At 64.7% G+C, this 19,969-nt stretch carries 28 protein-coding genes; all 28 read left to right on the plus strand.

Annotated features, from left to right (window positions below):
- Nucleotides 1-206: 206 nt before the first annotated feature.
- Nucleotides 207-419 (plus strand): hypothetical protein, encoded by a 213-nt coding sequence (locus CCX87_RS11855; protein WP_087746539.1) that lies wholly within the window; start codon nucleotides 207-209, stop codon nucleotides 417-419.
- A gap of 21 nt (nucleotides 420-440) precedes the next feature.
- Nucleotides 441-833, plus strand: a complete 393-nt coding sequence (locus tag CCX87_RS11860; protein WP_087746541.1) for a hypothetical protein — start codon at nucleotides 441-443, stop codon at nucleotides 831-833.
- A gap of 172 nt (nucleotides 834-1,005) precedes the next feature.
- Nucleotides 1,006-1,254 (plus strand): hypothetical protein, encoded by a 249-nt coding sequence (locus CCX87_RS21665; RefSeq protein ID WP_426789285.1) that lies wholly within the window; start codon nucleotides 1,006-1,008, stop codon nucleotides 1,252-1,254.
- A complete protein-coding gene (locus tag CCX87_RS11865; protein WP_442857468.1) occupies nucleotides 1,179-1,637 on the plus strand; it encodes a hypothetical protein in 459 nt (152 codons plus the stop codon). The genes CCX87_RS21665 and CCX87_RS11865 overlap by 76 nt, the downstream gene beginning before the upstream one ends.
- Nucleotides 1,638-1,717: 80 nt before the next feature.
- On the plus strand, nucleotides 1,718-2,455 hold the full coding sequence (locus tag CCX87_RS11870; protein ID WP_017512403.1) for a DUF5983 family protein: 738 nt from the start codon (nucleotides 1,718-1,720) through the stop codon (nucleotides 2,453-2,455).
- A 97-nt stretch (nucleotides 2,456-2,552) separates the two neighbouring features.
- Nucleotides 2,553-2,831 (plus strand): hypothetical protein, encoded by a 279-nt coding sequence (locus CCX87_RS11875; RefSeq protein ID WP_033972353.1) that lies wholly within the window; start codon nucleotides 2,553-2,555, stop codon nucleotides 2,829-2,831.
- Nucleotides 2,832-3,119: 288 nt separating this feature from the next.
- Nucleotides 3,120-3,932 (plus strand): hypothetical protein, encoded by an 813-nt coding sequence (locus tag CCX87_RS11880; RefSeq protein ID WP_033972355.1) that lies wholly within the window; start codon nucleotides 3,120-3,122, stop codon nucleotides 3,930-3,932.
- A 125-nt stretch (nucleotides 3,933-4,057) separates the two neighbouring features.
- A complete protein-coding gene (locus CCX87_RS11885; RefSeq protein ID WP_009459699.1) occupies nucleotides 4,058-4,411 on the plus strand; it encodes a DUF3085 domain-containing protein in 354 nt (117 codons plus the stop codon).
- A 368-nt stretch (nucleotides 4,412-4,779) separates the two neighbouring features.
- Complete coding sequence (locus CCX87_RS11895) at nucleotides 4,780-5,682, plus strand: DUF3577 domain-containing protein (protein WP_033972358.1); 903 nt, start codon at nucleotides 4,780-4,782, stop codon at nucleotides 5,680-5,682.
- 57 nt (nucleotides 5,683-5,739) lie between these two features.
- Nucleotides 5,740-6,429 carry a DUF3275 family protein gene (locus tag CCX87_RS11900; protein ID WP_033972360.1) on the plus strand — a complete coding sequence of 230 codons (690 nt, stop codon included), beginning with the start codon at nucleotides 5,740-5,742 and terminating at the stop codon, nucleotides 6,427-6,429.
- Nucleotides 6,430-6,524: 95 nt separating this feature from the next.
- A complete protein-coding gene (locus CCX87_RS11905) occupies nucleotides 6,525-6,866 on the plus strand; it encodes a hypothetical protein (protein WP_033972400.1) in 342 nt (113 codons plus the stop codon).
- 105 nt (nucleotides 6,867-6,971) lie between these two features.
- Entirely contained in the window at nucleotides 6,972-7,379 is a 408-nt protein-coding gene (locus tag CCX87_RS11910) for a hypothetical protein (protein ID WP_033972362.1), read from the plus strand.
- A gap of 16 nt (nucleotides 7,380-7,395) precedes the next feature.
- Nucleotides 7,396-7,656 carry a hypothetical protein gene (locus CCX87_RS11915; protein ID WP_033972363.1) on the plus strand — a complete coding sequence of 87 codons (261 nt, stop codon included), beginning with the start codon at nucleotides 7,396-7,398 and terminating at the stop codon, nucleotides 7,654-7,656.
- Nucleotides 7,657-7,732: 76 nt separating this feature from the next.
- Nucleotides 7,733-8,380, plus strand: coding sequence for a hypothetical protein (locus CCX87_RS11920; RefSeq protein ID WP_033972364.1), 648 nt, complete (start codon nucleotides 7,733-7,735; stop codon nucleotides 8,378-8,380).
- Nucleotides 8,377-9,555, plus strand: coding sequence for a DUF6094 domain-containing protein (locus CCX87_RS11925; RefSeq protein WP_371039864.1), 1,179 nt, complete (start codon nucleotides 8,377-8,379; stop codon nucleotides 9,553-9,555). The genes CCX87_RS11920 and CCX87_RS11925 overlap by 4 nt, the downstream gene beginning before the upstream one ends.
- A gap of 49 nt (nucleotides 9,556-9,604) precedes the next feature.
- Nucleotides 9,605-9,925 carry a hypothetical protein gene (locus CCX87_RS11930; protein WP_033972366.1) on the plus strand — a complete coding sequence of 107 codons (321 nt, stop codon included), beginning with the start codon at nucleotides 9,605-9,607 and terminating at the stop codon, nucleotides 9,923-9,925.
- 89 nt (nucleotides 9,926-10,014) lie between these two features.
- On the plus strand, nucleotides 10,015-10,320 hold the full coding sequence (locus CCX87_RS11935) for a hypothetical protein (protein ID WP_009459685.1): 306 nt from the start codon (nucleotides 10,015-10,017) through the stop codon (nucleotides 10,318-10,320).
- A gap of 135 nt (nucleotides 10,321-10,455) precedes the next feature.
- Nucleotides 10,456-12,735 (plus strand): helicase-related protein, encoded by a 2,280-nt coding sequence (locus CCX87_RS11940; protein WP_033972367.1) that lies wholly within the window; start codon nucleotides 10,456-10,458, stop codon nucleotides 12,733-12,735.
- A gap of 115 nt (nucleotides 12,736-12,850) precedes the next feature.
- Nucleotides 12,851-13,057, plus strand: a complete 207-nt coding sequence (locus CCX87_RS11945) for a hypothetical protein (RefSeq protein WP_009459683.1) — start codon at nucleotides 12,851-12,853, stop codon at nucleotides 13,055-13,057.
- A gap of 147 nt (nucleotides 13,058-13,204) precedes the next feature.
- Nucleotides 13,205-13,804, plus strand: a complete 600-nt coding sequence (gene pilL2, locus CCX87_RS11950) for a PFGI-1 class ICE element type IV pilus protein PilL2 (protein WP_029886381.1) — start codon at nucleotides 13,205-13,207, stop codon at nucleotides 13,802-13,804.
- Nucleotides 13,801-14,442, plus strand: coding sequence for a hypothetical protein (locus CCX87_RS11955; RefSeq protein ID WP_029886382.1), 642 nt, complete (start codon nucleotides 13,801-13,803; stop codon nucleotides 14,440-14,442). Before pilL2 ends, CCX87_RS11955 begins: the two co-directional genes overlap by 4 nt.
- A gap of 14 nt (nucleotides 14,443-14,456) precedes the next feature.
- Nucleotides 14,457-15,182 carry a TIGR03759 family integrating conjugative element protein gene (locus tag CCX87_RS11960; RefSeq protein WP_009459680.1) on the plus strand — a complete coding sequence of 242 codons (726 nt, stop codon included), beginning with the start codon at nucleotides 14,457-14,459 and terminating at the stop codon, nucleotides 15,180-15,182.
- Nucleotides 15,164-15,766 carry a transglycosylase SLT domain-containing protein gene (locus tag CCX87_RS11965; protein WP_029886383.1) on the plus strand — a complete coding sequence of 201 codons (603 nt, stop codon included), beginning with the start codon at nucleotides 15,164-15,166 and terminating at the stop codon, nucleotides 15,764-15,766. Before CCX87_RS11960 ends, CCX87_RS11965 begins: the two co-directional genes overlap by 19 nt.
- Nucleotides 15,763-16,302 carry an integrating conjugative element protein gene (locus tag CCX87_RS11970; protein WP_029886384.1) on the plus strand — a complete coding sequence of 180 codons (540 nt, stop codon included), beginning with the start codon at nucleotides 15,763-15,765 and terminating at the stop codon, nucleotides 16,300-16,302. The genes CCX87_RS11965 and CCX87_RS11970 overlap by 4 nt, the downstream gene beginning before the upstream one ends.
- A 4-nt stretch (nucleotides 16,303-16,306) precedes the next feature.
- Nucleotides 16,307-18,496: a type IV conjugative transfer system coupling protein TraD gene (gene traD, locus CCX87_RS11975; protein ID WP_033972370.1), complete on the plus strand. Its 2,190-nt coding sequence runs from the start codon at nucleotides 16,307-16,309 to the stop codon at nucleotides 18,494-18,496.
- The gene (locus tag CCX87_RS11980) at nucleotides 18,493-19,242 is read left to right on the plus strand and encodes a TIGR03747 family integrating conjugative element membrane protein (protein ID WP_033972371.1); all 750 of its coding nucleotides are present in this window, start codon (nucleotides 18,493-18,495) and stop codon (nucleotides 19,240-19,242) included. Before traD ends, CCX87_RS11980 begins: the two co-directional genes overlap by 4 nt.
- 98 nt (nucleotides 19,243-19,340) lie before the next feature.
- Complete coding sequence (locus tag CCX87_RS11985; RefSeq protein WP_033972373.1) at nucleotides 19,341-19,724, plus strand: integrative conjugative element protein, RAQPRD family; 384 nt, start codon at nucleotides 19,341-19,343, stop codon at nucleotides 19,722-19,724.
- Nucleotides 19,721-19,954: a TIGR03758 family integrating conjugative element protein gene (locus CCX87_RS11990; protein WP_009459672.1), complete on the plus strand. Its 234-nt coding sequence runs from the start codon at nucleotides 19,721-19,723 to the stop codon at nucleotides 19,952-19,954. The genes CCX87_RS11985 and CCX87_RS11990 overlap by 4 nt, the downstream gene beginning before the upstream one ends.
- Nucleotides 19,955-19,969 lie beyond the last annotated feature (15 nt).

The raw sequence follows: 19,969 nt of genomic DNA on the forward strand, positions 1-19,969 counted from the left end.
GCTGCCTGCATGTTCGCTGATTCGTCAGCACATGCCAGCAGCCAGGGTTCCAGGCTGCCGCGGGTCTCTCCCGCGTCACCCACCAGTCCGCATCGCATCAATCTCGCGGACGCGCGTCCCCGTGACGCCGATGCTTTTTTTCCAACCGCGTGCGGGAGCTGCCATCCCGTGAGGGACGAGGCCCCGCTTTTCCAAGGAGCCCGTCCATGTCCCAGCAAGCCTCTTTCGGCCAGTTGGCCCTGACCTACTGCGGCAAGTTCCTGCCGCTCGAAGTCCTGCAAAGCGCCGCCGGCCACTACATCGGCACGCGCGATACCGAAGGTCCCGTTTCGCGGGAATCCCGCGAGTACTTCCGCAGCTATGCCGCGGCTCAACGCGCCCTCGAAAGAGGCGGCTGGTCCCAGCTCGCCGTTCCCTGATCCAACTGGAGAAATCACGTCATGAACCAGCTATTGCCGCGGGAAGTCGTCGATCAGATCATGCGGGAAGATCAGCGTTTCGCTGCCGCGCCCCAAGCCTTCTTCGAGGCCTGGAAGCGCGGTGTCGAGATTGCTGGTCCCGAGTGGTTCGGCGACGGCACCCGTGAAGGCCTGAACCAGGCCAACACCAAGTGGGATTTGCGTCCCGACGTGCTGCGGCTCAACGATGCCCTCGGCGTCCTGAGCAGCGGCGAACGCATGTTCCTGTCCGCCATGGTCAGCTTCTACAACGCGCGCGAGGGCGGTGCCATGCTCAAGCGCTGCCGCTTCCACGGGCTGTCGGACTTCGACGGTCTCGATCTGGAACGCCGCAAGGTCATCGCCGACCTGCTGGTGAACTACAGCGGTTGGTGAGCCGGTCTCCGGCACGCCACTGTCCTCTCGCCCCCCCGTGAGGGACATGCGCCCATAAGGCCATGTCCCTCAATTTTTCTTCCCCATCGCCCGACGCCAACGGCCTTGGGCTATTCCCTGCGGATGCCATCGTCCGCATGGGCTGGCTCCGCTCTTCTCGAAAGGAGCCAGCATGGCAAACAACTACTACGAAGGCACGGGCGTTCTCGTGCTCAACCGCGTTACTCCCGTCATCAAGGCACTGTTCGGTGCTTTCGCGCTCGACGAAAACCATCCCGGCAATGGGCAGGCCTACATCGCCCAGATCGCCGAAACCAATGATCCACGCTGGACAGATGTGCTGAGTTGTCGATTCCGCCTCTGCTTGAACGGCTGGCCGCGCACTTCCGTGCTGACCAGGACGGGGAGCGGGAGAACCTGATCGAGCACCACCAATTCGAGGACAGCGCCGACCTGGAAGCCCTGCTTCTGATCGCTACCCGCTTCGATGACGGCCATCACCTGACCGCCATCCAGTTCGAGGGCTGCTGGTATTGCAGCAAGCCAAGGCTGTTCGAGTTCGGTGGCCACGGCTGCTACCTGAGCCGCGAGGTACAGGTCTTCAGAACGTCCTCGCAGGCGCTCCAACTCGGCGACCAACTGCGCAAGGCCATCGTGGCCACCGACATCGAAGAGGCCTCGGCGTTGATCGCGTTGGAGGCCGCCAACCTGCTCGCCGGCATCAACGACGAGCATTTCCGCCTGAGTGTGCGCCATCGCGTCGCCGAACGACTGGCCCAGACGCCGACGATCAGCGCCGCCTGACGCATTTTCCACTTTCAACCCACCGGGTCCAATTCCCGGTGGCGGGGATTGGCTCCATTATTCAAATCTGGAGAGTTCCCATGTCCCAGAAACCCAATCCCTTTCTCCGCGGCTACTGGAATCTAAAAATCGTCCGCACGCTGTGCATCGGCTACGACGACGGAAGCCCGCATGTCTGGCGAATCATCCACGCGAGTCAAAAGCACTTTTCCGACGAGGAACTGATTTCATCCTCGTGCATCGTCACCAGCGATTTCGCCGTGGTCAGGAATGGTCCCGAACCCGTGAGTGCCGAGGTGCTGGCCGAATGCGATACCGCAGAAGGTGTCAGCGGCGAAGGTGTAATCGGTGCCGTGGTCTATGCCATCCATGGCGACGACTTCGACGGTCGCCCCATCCACGTCGGCGACGCCTATTCGGCAGAGGCAGCGCGGGAAGTCGTACAGCGCCTGAGTTTCGAGACCGGCTACTACAGCCGGTGCTGGGAAATCAGCAGCGCACACATCAGCCAAGAAACCGGCCAATACCTCGCCAACCTGGCAGACCTCGCTACGCCGGAGGCATTCCTGTTCATCGCGTTCCGGGTTCCGTACAGCCCGGCGATCGGCATCAAGCTGATCTCCACCCCCTGGACGGACAAGAACCTGGACCACGCCGAGGGCATCAGTGCGGAGCAGCTTCGCCAGGAGCACCGAAGCAAGGGTATGCCGGATGACCTGGCGAACGTCATTGAACTGGCTGGCCAGGCCGACGTGCGCATCCTGATTCTCGACGCCGACGCACCCGTGCTGTTGGGCCTGCCGTTGGCCGAATCCTAGCAGCCGCTCGACGCAACATCCTTCCTCTTTGTTCTCCCCCATACCGGCCCGTCTCCCTCCCGGAGCCGGGCTGGTCCATTTTCATAGGAGCAACCTCATGTTCCCCGACCTCATCTCGCGCACGCCAGACTTCGAGCACCAGCTCGGCGCCTGCGTCAATGCCATGGGCCAGGACGACGCCATCGGCCAGATCCTGGTATTCGAGCGCATGAGCGGCACGCTGCACATGCGCCATATCGCCAGCGCCGACCTGGTGGACACCGACATTGACGACTACGAAATGGTCGTCTTCGACGGTGGCAACACCAGCGGCGATACATGGAAGCATGTCTTCTTCCCACATCAGCGCGAGCACTACTTCGTGTACGAAGCCTGACCCAACCAAGCCCCTTTCGAGGGGCTTTTTCTTGTCCGCAGCGCAGGAAAGCGGGTGCGACGCTGTGCGATTTCTTGCAAGCAGGCCGCCCATTCCAGAGCCATCCTTGCTCCATGTTCGTCGGCGTTGCCGACACATGCCCTGGCAGCCGAGACCTTCAAGGCTGCAAGTGCGGGAAACCGTGCTGGTCGTTTCTTTCTATGGACGTACCCCGTCCGTTCACGCCACCCACAAGGGACCTCTCCCTTGCGGGCGGGGAATCCCTTGTTCTTCCTCAAGGAGATTCCCATGGACCGTTCCCTCATCAAATCCATGATGCCTTCGCTTGTCGCGGGCCATGTCCCTCGTAACGTGCGTTCGTTCAAATACCGCGTATTCGATGATCAGCCGCAGTCCTCGACGTTGGGCTTCGCCATCGACCCTCAGCCCTTCAACGGCAAGGTAGTCTCCGCGACCGACGATGCCATCGTCGTCAAGCTCAAGCCTTCCGAGTTCGCCGTGCTCGATCCCAACCTGGTGACCACCGTTCCCAGCGAGGGCGCCAAGGTCCATGTCCAACCCTACGCCCGGCGACGTTTCGACGGGCTGCGCGCGGACACCCCGGAAGTCGTCACCGAGAAGACTTCGGATGGCACGCCTTACACCATCACGAGGCATATCCTTGGCAAAGCACCCGCCAAGCTGCCCATTCCCGAGCCGCAGTGCATGGAGCTGGGCCAACTCATCGAGCAGTTGGAGGAGATGCCCGCGCCCGACGGGTTCCGGTGCATCACCCACATGCTGGTCGATGCAGGTGCCCGCGACTTCGCCTGGGTCGATCCCAAGCCCTCCAAGATCATCGAGACCCCGCCGGCGATCAGCTTCACGGTCTCAACCACCAAGTTCGAGGGTCAGGTGACGATCCTCTACGACCGTGGCGGCGACACCTACGTGGTGGAGCTGCACCGCGACGGTGAGTTGATCGATAGGCACGACGGGGTGTATTTCGACATGCTCGGTGAAGTGCTGGAGCGGCTCATCGACGACGGGCGCTGGCGCCTGATCGACGTGAGCATGATCGACGCCAAAGCCTCTCGGCAACGTCAGGCGATTCCAGCCTGACGTGCCAGACAGGAAGCCTAGCGGCACGACTGATCAGTCCACAGCCTATCGGCGACTGCCCCACAAGCCTTCCATCCGTTTCGGTGGAGGGCTTTTTTTCTTCATCCATACAGGAGATTTCAACCATGTCACTGCGATTCAGAGGCTCCGACCTGCGCCCCGTGCTTGCCGAGGCCATCGCCAACCAATGCCGCGTCGCCCTGGCCAAGGACCAGGGCGTGTACTTCCTCGCCGAGCGCGGAGAGCGCCGCCCCGATGGCCGCGTGAAGCTGCTGGCCTATGCCGTCGGCTGCAACCCGGATACCGACCCGTTCGATGACTGGTGGGAACTGGCACGCGCCGAGCTTGGCGGCGACGACTTCGGCGAGTTCTTCGACCCGAAAGACAGCGTTTTCACTCGCATTCTGCAAAGCTCAGATGATCTGGAGCTGTCCGCCACCGCTACGTATCTGTCACTGGCGGCGGTGGAATCGGCGTAGTCCAAAAATGTCCGCATACCCCTTGAAGCCCCCATTTCGGGGGCTTTCTTTTGGGCGGAACTGGGCAGCCTGGAAAAAATGGGAAGCGCCCGGATGCCGATTGATTGCTGTCGCGCGCGCGAGGCCCGGCCATGCTGACCCCATGCCTGCTGACGTTGTCAGCGACATGCCGGGCAACCATCGGTCTTCGAGGTTGCGTCGCAGTTCCCACTGCGTGACCGAGCCAGCTCGCACCGCATCCATCCGCGAGCGGCCACCAGTCTCTGGTGGCGGATGCTTTCGCCTTATCGACCCACCGCGGGGTTACGCACCTTTCCCCGCATGCGTGGGGCTGGTGTGTCTCCGCTTCTTCCCTATGGAGATTCACCATGAACACCACGTCCAACGAGAAATCGTATTTCGACCTCCACACCTCGGGCATCGGCTATATCCAGCGTGTCCGTGAAGTGCCTGTCCGGGGCGGCCGCCGTGCGCAGCCTTTCCTGGCATGCACCGTTGCCGCGCTGGTCGGCCCCGCCAGGGACCCCAGCTACCGCTACTTCGACGTCAAGGTCTCGGGTGCCGAGGCCAAGAACCTCGTCCAGCGCTACATCGGCGTTGACGATCCCAAGCAGCGCCCGCTGGTGCGCTTCCGCCTCGGCGACCTGTGGGGCGATGCGTACATCCGCGACAAGGGCGAGCGCAAGGGTGAAGCCGCCGCGTCTCTCAAGGCGCGACTGCTCAAGGCCGAGCCGCTTGACCGGGCCGAACTGGCTTCCATCAAGCAGCACGAGCTGATCACCCGCGGCATCGGCTACCTTAGCCGTCCGAAGGACGTCACCCCCAAGGATGGCGATCCGTTCCTGTCGTGCTGCGTCGCGGCTCTGGCCGGGCCTGTCGGTGAACCGGACTATCGGTACTTCGACACCATCGTCGCCACCCCTGAAGCCGAGCACCTGGTTCGCCGGTGCGTGCAGGCCATCGAAGGGGACCGCAAGGTGCTGATCGCCTTCAAGTTGAACGACATGAAGATCGATCCGTACATCCGCACCAAGGGTGAGCGCGCCGGGGAGCCGGGAGCGAGCCTGGAATCGACGCTGATCCACATCGGTCTGATCAAGATCGACGGCACGCAGGTCTATCCGACGAACCAGGCGCAGGCCGAGGACGCACCCGCGCCCGAAGCCGAGGACGCCGCCGACACCGCTGCCGACCAGCCTGTCAAGCCCGCCGAGCGCGAGCCCGCAGGTGAAGTCGAAGAGCAGGAGCCGGCATTGGCTGCTTCGTTCTGATCCGGCATGGCCCCTCACGGGGCCTTGCCTTTTTCCTATTCCTCAAGGAGAAGCATCATGGCAGTCACATCGGCACCCGAGAAATCGGCCACGCCCATCATCGTCCCGGGCCAGCTCGCGCTGCGCACCATTCACGGCCGCAACGGAAAGTTCAATGTTGGCAAGCTCGAATGCCAACTCGGAAAATTCACGATTAAAGACGCGGAGTTGGAGCAATACCCCGAGGGCAAGTACCAAGGGGAGTTCGTTCTTCGCTACATCTTCCTCAAAGGCTATCCGATCAGCGACGGCAGCATGCGTTTCGAGATGCGCGCCAACCTGGACGGTATGACACTTTTCGGCATCGACAAGCTGAGCAAGGCCGAAGCACATAGCTTCGCCCCGCAGGAAGTCGATCCGCTCGATGAAGAGCAAGGGACGCAGCCTGTGGCAACGCCGGCCAAGCCCGCCAAGGCATCCAGGTCCGCCAAACCTGCACCCGTGCAGGCGTCCGCGGACCCGCTGGTCGATACCACGCCCTTCGGCGTGGACGCGCCGCCTGCTGCGGCTGCTGCCGCCGGCAGCACCGAGGATGGCGACGCCGCGCTGTTCGGCCTGTTGTGGCCGCTGGGCGAGTCCGTGAAGCTGGATTCGACCATCGACCGCCGCGCCCTGCGCGCGCAGATCGCCCGCCTGGGCGAACTGGGCTACGCGCTGGACTTCAAGACGCAGGAGTGGAGCCGCCAGGCCGAACTGCAACCTGCGTGATTGCGGACGCCGCATCCGCGGTGTTCTTCATCCACCCGCCGGGGTTCCTTCCCCATGCGGGGGGAGGCCTCGGCTTTCTTCTGGAGGTCTCCATCATGTCCACCATCGCTTGCGATACACCCCGTTCCGCGCTGGACGAAACCGCGTGGCGCGCCGTTTGCAAGACGGCCGCCGAGCATGCCCAACGTGGTTGCGGCCTGTCCTGGGATCACTGGGTCACGCTTTTCAGCTCGGAGATCGACGCGCAAGCCAGTCGGTTGCCGCATGACCAGCGCACTCAAGCGCTGGAAATCGCGACCCGGGAATGGGACTACGCAACACCTGCCGAACGGCAGGAAACCCAGGACTGGAATGCGGAGCATGGCTACTGCTCGCATGGGATCGAGTTCGGCTACTGCCCGGCCGGTTGTGATCGCGACGATGACGACTGGGACTGAGGGCAAAGCATAGGTTCCTTCGCCGCACACGCGGCATTTCCATCACCCGCTGGGGGTTCTTCCCCACGGGGAGGCCTCCGGCTTTACTTCTTCAGGAGGCCTCTCATGGGCTGGTATTTCTCACCTCAATCGCGGTCTGAACTGATCGCGGAACTGATCGCACAGCAGGAGACCGAGCGCGCCAGCGTGAAGGTCATCGCCCACACGCTGCGCGGCAACGTCCTCTGGTCCGTCGCGGAAGTGACGGCCAAGGCCGAAGGCGTGCATCGTGATCTCGCACCGGGCCAGTCCCTGCGCTACATCCGCTGCGATCTTCTGGAACGCAGCGGCAACCAGTGGGGCTACAAGCCGCTGGACGAGTCCATGCACCCGTACTACTACTCGTGCCCGTTGAGCTACCTCGACATGGCGCCGGAGCAGTCCGCCGACTGGCGTGCAGGCGTTCGCGCCTACCACGCGCGGCGTCGCACCCCCACGGCATCCACGGCACCCGCCGCGGCGCTGTTGGCCTGAGTCAGGAGGAACCGACATGGACCCGATCCTGGCTGCGCTCCCCGCCTCGCTGTTGAAGCTCGTTGAAGGCAGTTTGTCCAACGACGAACTTTCCTCCGACGAAGAAATGCTGGGGTACTTCATCGACAACGGCCTCACCGAGGAGCAGGCACGGCAGGCACTGACCTACCGCGACCAGTACCTCAACAACATCTACCTGGACGGCTTCACGCCGATCACCGCGGTGGACGAGGCGCTTCACTTCAACCCGCACACCCGGCAGTTCGAGCCGGACTGAGCGATTTTCTTCCACCCCCCGGGGCAGTACTTGCCCCAGCGGGCGATGCTGTTCCCGTTCATCCGAGGACACCACCATGCCCACCAATACTTCTTCCACGCTGTACCGCATCGACGAATGCCCGGACGTGATGGCCGACGCCTGCGTCGGCGATGACCAGGGCAACCTGATCTTCCTGTCCATCTGGGCGCGCGACACCGCCGTCCAGCAGTTCCTCGCTCGCCTGACCCTCGGGCGCGACGAGCAGGGACTGGACCAGTTCCACGTCATCACCGACCAGGGCGGCAGCGTCCCGGTGTTCATCGGCAACGTCGATCGCCTGGAAAAGCGCATCACGCGCGCTTACCGGCGAACGCTGTTCGGATCGCTCTCCAACGTGTGGCTGTTCGACCGGCGCTGCGTCAAGCCCGACAAGGCCAACGCCAGCGCACTGGCACTGCTGCCACAGGGCAGCGCCCACCGGCTTGACCGCCTGTGGATGCTGGTGCGGGACACCTGCCCGTTGCCGCTGCTCGACCACTGGCGCGAGACCGTGCTGGAACTGCTGCAAACCCGCGAGATGCTGGCCCGCCTTCCGTTCGCCCTCGGGCCGTTGGAAGGCCATCGGCTCGCCATCGACGTGCCGGCGCTGACCCTGGCGCTGGGTTCCCTGATCCGCAGTGACGTGCTCACGGCCTATCCGTATCCGGCCAAGATCTGGACGCCGGAAGCGGTAGCGGCCTGACCCACCCACGGAGGCACGCCTTGGCGTGCTTCCGCCATTCATCCCCCGCCAACCAGGAGACTTCCATGGCCCTCATGTTCCCGCGGCTCGCCCGCAATTTCGCCAAGAACGGTTACTACCCAACCGACGAACCCACGCTCGAAAGAGCCCTCAACGCACTGATGCCCAGCGACGGGCCGATGTGCATCCTTGATCCCTGCGCCGGCGAAGGCGTGGCGATCGCCGAAGCCGCCCACGCCCTCGGGCGCGAGCAGGCCAAGGCGTTCGCGGTCGAGTTCGACGCGGAGCGGGCACGCCATGCCCGCGGCCTGGTCGATCACTGCCTACACGCGGACCTGATGGACACGATGGTCTCCAAGCAGTCCTTCGGGCTGCTCTGGCTGAATCCGCCGTATGGCGACCTGTCCAAGGACATCAACGGCAACATCGGCTATCAGGGCCAAGGCCGCGCCCGTCTCGAAAAGCTGTTCTATCAGCGCAGTCTGTCGTTGCTGCAATACGGCGGCGTGCTGGTCTTCATCGTCCCCGGCTACGTGCTCGACGCGGAGCTGGTCGGCTGGCTGACACGCCACTACACGGACCTGCGCATCTACCGAGCGGTGGAGACGCAGTTCAAGCAGGTGGTGATCTTCGGCCGTCGGGTGCGTCAGCGCGAGCTGGCGTCGGATTCGATTAAGGCCGTGCGCAATCTGCTGCTGCAGGTTGGGCTTGGCGAAGTCGAACCCGAGGAACTGCCGAGCGACTGGCCGTTCCTGCCGTACATCGTCCCCGCCAGTCCGGCCGAGCCGGAGCACTTCTTCCGCGTGACGATGGAGCCCGAACAGTTCACCGACGAGGTTGGCAGGCTGCAAGGTCTCTGGCCGTCTCTGGACACGCACCTAGGGGCCGCGCAGCAATCGCTGCGTCCACCGGCGCGGGCCTTGTCCCACTGGCATCTCGCCCTGGCTTTGGCCGCGGGTGCGATTTCCGGCGTCGTGCGCTCCCAGACCGGGCGCGTGCTCGTCGTCAAGGGTGACACCCACAAGGACAAGACGCTCCAGCGGGAATTCACCGAACGCGACGACGGCTCCATCGCCGAGACCCGCATCCTCACCGACAAGTTCGTGCCCGTCATCCGCGCGTGGGACATGACGCCTGGCTCCCCGACACGGGGCGAGGTGCTGACCATCCGCTAATCCCCCGGACGCCTGACGTCCTGCTGCACTTCATCGAAGGAGAAACACCATGCTCTCACGTCTGTTCCAGCGGCCCGCGCCGCACAAGCAACCCTTGTTCGCACCGGCCTCGTTGCAGTTGAGCGAAAAGGTGCACTGGCTGGCCCGCCGAGGTCTCATCGATCCCTTGTCCTATGTACAGCGCCACGTGCGCGGCGACTGGGGCGAGATCGACGAGGCCACCCGCCAGGCCAACGATGTCGCACTCGATCAGGACAACCTGATGATCTCCCAGTACCGCATCACGCCGGAGTTGGTGCTGATCGTGAAGACCAGCGAAGACCACCAGACCACGGTGGTCCAGCTTCCCGAAGAGCGCGACCTGATCTGAAGGCACCACCTCGTCATCCCATCCACCTGACGGAGCCACTTCACTCCGCCAGGGGTGTCGTGGCTCAATAACCTTTCAAGGAGGAGCCCATGGCATCACATCGCATCGAAACCTACTGCCAGAGGCTGGCGTTCCCCATCGGGGCGCTTATCTTCAGCAAAGGCATTGACCGCCTGGTCCGCTCGGGTCGCCTCGACCCGATCCCGTACTTCAGGCGCCACACCCGTGGTGACTGGGGCGACGTCAACGTCCAGCAATGGCAGGCCAACAGCACCGCACTTCAATCAGGTGCTTCGCTGGCATCGCACTACGTGATCCACCCGGGGCTGGCCATTCGCATCGTTACCGACGCGGAGCGCCGCGCCACCGTCATCGTTCTGCCGTCCGAGGACTGAGCACGGTTCACCCGCTGGCCATCCAGGCCAGCACCTTCAACCACCTTCGGCCACGCGCCGATTTACTTCCCACCACGGGGCATGCCACTGCCCCGCTGGGGGTGGTGCATGCCCCATTTTCTTTGGAGCATCACCATGTCCCTCGATCTCGAAACCAATGCCGCTGAAGCCGCGCCCGTACAGGGCGAACTGCTCGATGCGGAATCTTCCCCTCTGACCCTGAGCCTTCAGGATTTCGTCGGCGAGTTCGGCGACGAACTGCTCGACGCCCTCAACAGCGCTAATCCGCCGGTCTATACCGGCCAACCGCAGGCACATCGCCAGCTCATCGTCGCCAGCCTCAAGCGCAAGCTGTTCCAGGCCCAGGCCGAAGTCGTCCATGCCGCCGCCGAGCTGCTGATTGACCGTGGCGAACATGCCGCGATCGTCAATGGCGAAATGGGCTGCGGCAAGACGACCGTCGGCATCGCCACGGCCGCCGTGCTCAACGCCGAAGGCTACCGCCGCACCTTGGTTCTTTCGCCGCCGCACCTTGTTTACAAGTGGCGGCGCGAGATCCAGGAGACGGTAGCGGGCGCCAAAGTGTGGGTGCTTAACGGGCCGGATACGCTCGTCAAGCTCATCAAGCTGCGTGAGCAGTTGGGTGTGCAGCCCACGGGTCAGGAGTTCTTCGTCCTGGGCCGCGTGAGGATGCGGATGGGCTTCCACTGGAAGCCTGTCTTCACCCAGCGACGCACCCGCCACGGCGACGTCGCCGCATGCCCGGACTGCGGCACGGTCATCACCGACCTCGACGGCGAGCCGGTCAACCCGGTCGCGCTTGAAGCCGAGGAGTACCGCAGGAAGTGCAGCCATTGCGCCGCGCCCTTGTGGACGCTGATCCGCCCGCGCAGCCTGTCCGGCAGCGATCAGTCCTCGGCCGTCCTCAAAGCCTTGAAGCGCATCCCGACCATCGGGGAAATCACCGCGCAGAAGCTCATGAAGCGCTTCGGTGATGGTTTCCTTGCCTCGATGTTGGGGGACAACGTGCATGAGTTCATCAACCTCATGGACGGCAACGGCGAACTGGTCTTTTCCGACCGTCAGGCCACGCGCATGGAACGCGCGATGGCCAACATGGAGTTCGGCTTCGGCGAGGGCGGCTACCAACCGTCCGAGTTCATCAAGAGGTACCTGCCGCAAGGCACGTTCGACCTGCTCATCGCCGACGAGGCCCATGAGTACAAGAACGGCGGCAGTGCCCAAGGCCAGGCCATGGGCGTGCTGGCGGCGAAGGCTCGCAAGACCTTGCTGCTGACTGGCACGCTGATGGGCGGCTATGGGGACGACCTGTTCTATCTGCTGTTCCGAGCCCTGCCTGGGCGGATGATCGAAGACGGCTACCGCCCGACCACGAGCGGCAGCATGACCTCGGCTGCGATGGCGTTCATGCGCGATCACGGGGTCTTGAAGGACATCTACTCCGAGAGCACCGGCACGGCGCACAAGACGGCCAAGGGCACCAAGGTATCGGTGCGCACGGTCAAGGCTCCGGGCTTCGGCCCCAAGGGCGTCTTGCGCTGCATCCTGCCGTTCACGATCTTCCTCAAGCTCAAGGACATCGGCGGCAACGTCCTGCCGCCGTATGACGAGGAGTTCCGCGAAGTCGCGATGGACACGGCGCAAGCCGCGGCCTACCGCGATCTGGCGGGTCGGCTGACCGCGGAGCTGAAACAGGCTCTGGCGCGACGCGATACGACCTTGCTGGGTGTGGTCCTCAACGTGCTGCTGGCCTGGCCGGATTGCTGCTTCCGGTCGGAGACCGTGGTGCATCCGCGCACGCGCAACACCTTGGCGTTCGTCCCGGCTCAGTTCAACGAGTTCGAGGTGACACCGAAAGAGCGCGAGCTGATCGACATCTGCAAAGAGGAGAAGGCGCAAGGCCGCAAGGTTCTGGCCTACACGGTCTATACCGGCACGCGCGACACCACGTCGCGCCTGAAGGTGCTGCTGGAGCAGGAGGGCTTCAAGGTGGCGGTGCTGCGCGCGAGCGTGGACGCCAGCCGCCGCGAAGACTGGATCGCCGAGCAACTGGACCGTGGCATCGACGTGCTCATCACCAACCCCGAGCTGGTCAAGACGGGGCTGGATCTGTTGGAGTTCCCGACGATCGTGTTCATGCAGTCGGGCTACAACGTGTACTCGCTCCAGCAGGCGGCACGCCGCTCCTGGCGCATCGGGCAGAAGCACCCCGTGCGCGTGATCTATCTCGGCTACGCCGGTTCCTCGCAGATGACATGCCTCGAACTGATGGCCAAGAAGATCATGGTCTCGCAGTCCACCTCGGGCGATGTACCCGAATCGGGGCTGGATGTCCTGAACCAGGATGGTGATTCCGTCGAGGTCGCACTGGCCCGGCAACTGGTCGCCGCCTGATTCCCACGCCACAAGCCGGCCTAGCGCCGCCGGCATTTCTGTTGTTCCCACCTTGCAGCCACGCCCACGTTCTCCGTGGAGGTGGCTGCGCTTTTTTCATCCCAAGGAGATTTCCATGAATACCAACACCCAACCGTCCGAAGCCATCGACACCCAACGGAAGCTGGAAGCCGAGATTGCGGATTTCCTGCGACAGCGCATCGAAGATGGGAACCTCGATGCGGAGGACATCCCTGTGCGCCTGGCACGCTATGGTCTGATGGCCCCCGAGGCGTTCCTCGCCGAAATGCGTGAGCGCATGGGCATCGACGACGAGAAATAAGAGACCCATTTTCACAGGCCCCAACTTGGGGCCTTTCTTTGGTGAAGGCGCTGCCGGCAAATCGGGCGCTGTCTGGTTCGCATTGTTTGCTGCCGCTCGTAGCCCGAGCGGCGATGGTGAGGGCTCGATGTTTCAGGACGCCGAGCTATGTGCCCCTCTCCACCCTGGTTTCACCATCCCGAACGCCGCCTGCTGGCGGGATTTCTCGGCCTGCTTTGGTCGGTGCTGGCCGGTGGCTGCGCGACGACGACTGCGCCGGTCGCGCCCGACACCATCGAGGAAGTCTCGGCCGCGCCCGAACCCGAAGCGCCCGAGTACATCCCGGTCGTGCGCTACGCCCGCTACACGCTGGTCGAACTGGCCCCTACAGCGGCGCAGCGCGACCTGCTGTTGCAGACCATCGACGTGTCGATGCCCGAGGATGCCCGCGCCACGGTCGGCGATGGGCTGCGGCATGTGCTCAAGCGCAGCGGCTACAGCCTGTGCCAAACGGCGCATGCCGTGATCGAGCTGTATAAGCTGCCACTCCCGGCGGCGCACCTGCATCTCGGTCCCATGACCTTGCGCGATGCGCTGCTCACCCTGGCTGGTCCGGCCTGGGAACTGCACGCGGATGACCGCGCACGACAGATTTGCTTCGAGCGGCCCGGCGACAGCGTGGCCGCCGAACCCATGCCCGAACCGACCGCCGCCGATGCGGTGCAGACCTTCCCGCTGATGCCTTCCACTCCAGGAGGCCAGCCATGAACGCTCCGCAATCTTCGCGTCGCCCGACCGCCGCCGTGGTGGTGCAAAGCCTGCTCTGGCTCTGGCTGCTCGGTCTAAGCGTCATCGTGGCCCTCGGCTACCAGGCGATGAGCGACCAGGCCGACCAGGAACGGCTCGATTCCCGTCTGCAACGCCTCGAAGCGCAGGCGGTGGCCCTGGCCGAGGCCATCGAGACCATCCAGCAGCGTCCGGCCGTCGCAACGGCGGCGGACCTCAAAGACACCCGCCAAATCCTGGAAGCACGCGCTTCCCAGGTTGAGAAAACACTAAGCGGCTACGCAGCCGCCGACGACCTTCAGGCGCTGCGCGCGGAGATCGAGCAGATCAAGACGCGCCAGACCGCCGCGCGTGCAGCAGCCCCCGTCCAGCCGCGCACATCGAGCAAGCCCGCAGCCAAGTCTGAACCGCCGCCATTGCCGTTCCGCATCGTCGGCGCCGAACTGCGCGCAGGCCAGCGCAGCGTGTCCGTCGCGCCGAGCAGTGGGGACTTCACGCCCGACCAGCTTCAGGTGCTGCTGCCCGGTGATGCGGTCGGCCCATGGCGCTTGCAGGCAATCGATGGCAGCGCCGCGGTGTTCCAAGCCGGCGACCAGACCCGTCGCGTGGCGATTCCCTGATCGGAGCACACCACATGAAGCCGTCGATCATCCTTTCCGCACTCCTACTGGCTTCAGTCCAGTGGCCCGCGTGGGCGCAGCAGTCAGCCACGGCTCCCGCCCGCAATGCGCAGAGCCAGGAGCGCCCGCTGGCCGCCCGCGTCCTGGACGACCGAGTAGCAAGCAACTGGGGCCTCCAACCCCAGGAATGGGTGCGTTACCGCGAGCTGATGGATGGGCCGCTGGGCATCTACTCGCCCAACCTGGACCCGCTGTCTGCCCTAGGCATCGAGGCACGCACCGACGAAGAACGGCGGCGCTATGCAGAGCTGCAGGTGCAAATCGAGGCACGCCGCGTCGAGAAGTTGCTCGCCTACCAACGCGCCTACGACGAAGCCTGGCAGCGCCTGAACCCCGGCATGCAGCGCGTGAACCTGCCCGACGACGGGCCGGGCGCCGGCACCGCGCGCGGCAGCGGCCGAATGGCGGTGTTCGTCAAGGACGGCTGCGCGGCCTGTGGGCAGCTCGTGCAGCGCCTGCAATCCTCGGGTGCCGAGTTCGACCTGTATATGGTGGGCAGCCGCCAGGACGATGCACGCATCCGCGACTGGGCCAAGCGCGCGCAGATCGACCCGGCGCGCGTGCGCAGCGGCAGCATTACCCTCAACCACGACGGCGGCCGCTGGCTGTCGCTGGGCCTGCCCGGTGACTTGCCCGCGGCTGTGCGCGAGGTGAACGGCCAATGGCAGCGTCAACCGTAGCGACCTCCGTCTCGCAGCTCTTGCGCGCACTGCTGCTTGCTACCGGCCTGTGCGCCTGCGCCGTCCATGCCCAGGAGGTTCCACCACCGGCCTACCAGCTCGCCGCACAGCGGGCGGGCATCCCCTCGACCGTACTCTACGCCGTGGCCTTGCAGGAGAGCGGTGTTCGGCGCAACGGGCGCATCGTCCCGTGGCCGTGGTCCCTCAATGTCGCCGGCCAGTCGCGCCGCTTCGCCACGCGCGCCGACGCCTGCTCGGGCTTGCAACAGGCAATGCGCGCCACGCCCCACACGCGCATCGATGCAGGCCTGGGCCAGATCAACCTCGGTTACCACAAGCACCGCTTCACCAGCGCGTGCGACCTGCTGGACCCTTATCGCAACCTCGCCATCGCCGCTGAGATCCTGAAGGAGCAGCACACGTCCGGCGAAGACTGGCTGTTGGCGATCGGCCGCTACCACCGTCCTGCGGGCGGCGAGCCCGCCGCCCGCTACCGGCGCAGCGTGTCGCGCCATCTCGCGCGTGTGCAGGGCGCACGCCCAAACGCCGCGGTGCTCGCCACGCGCCAGGAGACTTCCCCATGACGAAATCCCATCTGGCCCTGCGGGGCCTGCTTGTGCTGCTGGCGGGTCTGCCGCTGGCATCGCGTGCCGGCGATCCGCTGATCGTGGTCGAAGATCGCGGTGGCACGTCGGCGCTGCCGTACTACGAGGCCCTCAACCTCCAGCCGCGCGCCGATGTCCCGGCCCGGCCGCCCATTCCGACGCCACAGGTTCCCGCCACACCCGCGGACGAGGCAGCGATGCTGCCGGTGCGCAGCGCCAAACTCACGCCTGGCACCGTCGCGCGGCGCGTGATCGAAGCGCCCGGCCTGCGGCCGTTCGTGGTCATCGGCGACGACGACGCCTCCCGGGCCTGGTTGCAGCGCCGCGGCATTGCTTTGCGCGAACGCGGCGCGGTCGGCTTGGTGGTCAATGTCGAGACCGCGCAGGGCCTGGCACGGCTGCGTGCCCTGGTGCCGGGCGTGCCGCTCGCGCCCGTAGCCGGAGACGACCTGGCCGATCGCCTGGGCCTGCGGCACTACCCGGCGCTGATCACGGCCACCGGCATCGAGCAATGAAGCCATGTCGGGGAAACAGCCGATCGAGGTTCTGCTACGCCCAGCGGTGGAGCTATACACCGTCGCAGCGTGTGCAGGCGCCGCGTTTCTGTCCCTGGTGGCCCCGTGGTCGCTCGCGCTGAGCCCTGCCATGGGCGTCGGCAGCGCCCTGGCGTTCGGCGCCTACGGCGCGATCCGCTACCGCGACGCTCGCGTCATCCTGCGTTACAGGCGCAACATCCGCCGCCTGCCGCGCTACGTGATGACAAGCAAGGATGTGCCCGTCAGCCAGCAGCGGCTTTTCATCGGGCGCGGATTCCTGTGGGAGCAGAAGCACACCCATAGGCTCATGCAGACATACCGGCCGGAGTTTCGCCGCTACGCGGAGCCGACACCGGCCTATCGCCTGGCGCGTCGGCTGGAGGAACGGCTGGAATTCGCGCCGTTCCCGCTGTCCCGGCTCTCCGCTCTCACGGGCTGGGACGTTCCTTTCAACCCTGTGCGCCCGCTGCCACCTGTAGGTGGCCTGCCGCGGCTGCATGGCATCGAACCCGACGAGGTGGACGTCAGCCTGCCGCTGGGTGAGCGCGTCGGACATTCGCTGGTGCTGGGCACGACGCGCGTGGGCAAGACGCGGCTGGCCGAGCTGTTTGTGACTCAGGACATCCGTCGCAAGAACGCTGCCGGCGAGCACGAGGTCGTGATCGTTATCGATCCCAAGGGCGACGCGGATCTCCTGAAGCGGATGTACGTCGAAGCCCAGCGCACAGGCCGTGAAGGCGAGTTCTACATCTTCCATCTCGGTTGGCCGGAAATCAGCGCCCGCTACAACGCGGTAGGACGCTTCGGTCGCATCTCGGAAGTCGCCACCCGTATCGCAGGGCAACTCTCCGGTGAAGGCAACAGCGCGGCCTTCCGGGAGTTCGCGTGGCGCTTCGTCAACATCATTGCCCGCGCTTTGGTGGAACTGGGGCAGCGCCCGGACTACATGCTGATCCAGCGGCACGTCATCAACATCGACGCACTGTTTATCGAGTACGCCCAGCACTACTTCGCCAAGACCGAGCCCAAGGCCTGGGAGGTGATCGTCCAGATCGAGGCCAAGCTCAACGAGAAGAACATCCCGCGCAACATGATCGGGCGCGAGAAGCGCGTGGTCGCGCTGGAGCAGTACCTCTCCCAGGCGCGCAACTACGACCCGGTGCTCGACGGCCTGCGCTCGGCAGTTCGGTACGACAAGACCTACTTCGACAAGATCGTCGCATCGTTGCTGCCGCTGCTGGAAAAGCTCACCAGCGGCAAGATCGCCCAACTCCTGGCCCCGAACTACTCCGACCTGACCGACCCGCGCCCGATCTTCGATTGGATGCAAGTCATCAGGAAGCGCGCCATCGTCTATGTGGGACTGGACGCGCTGTCCGACGCCGAGGTTGCCGCAGCGGTCGGCAACTCCATGTTCTCCGACCTGGTTTCGGTCGCGGGTCATATCTACAAGCACGGGATCGACGATGGCCTGCCTGACGCTTCGGCTGGCGCGCGCGTGCCGATCAACGTCCATGCGGATGAATTCAATGAACTCATGGGTGACGAATTCGTGCCGCTTATCAACAAAGGCGGCGGCGCCGGGCTGCAAGTCACCGCGTACACGCAGACCCTCTCGGACATCGAGGCCCGTATCGGCAACCGCGCGAAAGCTGGCCAGGTGATCGGCAACTTCAACAACCTGTTCATGCTGCGCGTGCGCGAGACGGCCACCGCCGAACTGCTGACGCGGCAGTTGCCGAAGGTCGAGGTCTATACCACCACCATCGTCTCAGGGGCGACCGACAGCTCGGACATCCGTGGCGCGACGGATTTCACGTCGAACACCCAGGACCGCATCAGCATGTCCAGCGTGCCGATGATCGAGCCATCGCACGTAGTCGGCCTGCCAAAAGGCCAGTGCTTCGCGCTGCTGCAAGGCGGCCAGCTTTGGAAGGTTCGCATGCCGCTGCCGACACCAGACCCGGATGAAGTGATGCCGGCGGATCTGCAGCAACTGGCCGGATACATGCGCCAGAGCTACAGCGAGGCCACGCAGTGGTGGGATTTCACTAGCTCCCCTGCCTTGCAGGATGCGGCCTTGCCCGATGACCTGCTGGACGATGCTGCTCCAGCCGAGCCTGCTGCGGTGGCCACCGACACCGACCACAGTACCGACGAGGCCGCGCCATGAAGGACGCCGCCTCGACCGCGCAGCGGGAGCAGAACCAGCGCCAGGGTCTGATCGTCGGCACCATCACCTTGCCATTTCGCCTGCTCGGGGTATTGATTGGCTCGCTGCTGTTCTCGATCGTGGTGGAGTGCGTCGGCATGCACCTGTTCTGGAAGGATCAGGGCTGGCGCCATTCCCAGCAGATGTTGCAGTACGAGCTTGGGCACCTGTCCAGCCACTTCACGCGCAGCGTGGTCGTGCAGGAGCCAGGGCGCACGGCGCACGAGTTGGTGGATACAGGCTACGAATGGGTGTTCGTTCGCTCGGGGCTGCTGGCGCGCATGAGCCAGACCGCCGAGCGCGTCCGCGCGCCCAGCCACGAGCAGACGCGCAACTTCCGCTACTACATCAGCCAAGTCTATGTCTGGGCCGAGAGCTACCTCATCGCCGCAGCCTTCACGACGCTGACCTTCCTGGTGCGCCTGCTGGTCCTGGTGCTCACGTTGCCACTGATCTTCACGGCCGCTTTCGTCGGTCTGATTGACGGTCTGGTGCGACGCGACGTGCGCAGGTTCGGCGCGGGCCGCGAATCCGGGTTCATCTACCACCGTGCGAAAGCCAGCCTCATGCCGCTGGCCGTGCTGCCGTGGATCACGTACCTGGCGCTGCCGATCTCGGTGCATCCATTGCTGATCCTGTTGCCGAGCGCCGCCTTGCTGGGACTGGCCGTGAGCCTGACTGCGGGCAGCTTCAAGAAGTACCTCTAGCAGATCAATCCGGTCATCTGCAGGTTCCTATTGTTTGCGGCCTGAAACAGCCCCGATCTCCACGATCGAGCCATTGCTGATCACACAGGAATGGCGCGATGTTGGCTCCGATCTGGCTGCGCGCCGCGCATCGCGGCGTGCCCACTTTTCTCGTGACGGCCCTTGTACTGGGTCAGTCCTCGATGGCGTTGGCCGAGTCCCCGGCGCAGCGTCAGGAGTTGGTCGCAGCGCTGCGCCAGCTCGACGCGCTGGAGCGCACCGTCGCCGACAGCGCTACGCATGCCCCCATCCAGCCGGGCGAGCGCTACCACTTCGATTACCCGAGGCTGCTGGCTGACCTGGCGCGCGTGCGCGCCGGCATCCAGGCCCATCTCACACCGTCGCGCGCCCAGCCGCGCGACGCCTCCGAACTGATCGGCGACTACCGCACGGAGCGGATCGTCCCGCCATCACCGCCGACGACCACGGAGGGCAAGCCATGAACGGCGCCCAGGTCTCGGCATTTCAAGCCAACAGCGGCATCGCGCCTTCAGCGATGGCGACCGTCCTGGTCGGCGTCGTGTTCGCGGTCCTGCTCGTCTGGGGCGTCTGGGCCATGCGAACGGCCTACGTGGGGTGGTCCGAAAGCCGCCTCAACCAGCGCCAGTTCCTCGGCGTCTGCATCCGATTCGTCGCGATGTACCTCGTCCTGACTTTCTTCCTCCTCTCCTGACCTGAAAGGCATGAC

Source organism: Acidovorax sp. T1 (assembly GCF_002176815.1).
In the GTDB taxonomy this organism is placed as follows: Bacteria; Pseudomonadota; Gammaproteobacteria; order Burkholderiales; family Burkholderiaceae_C; genus Acidovorax.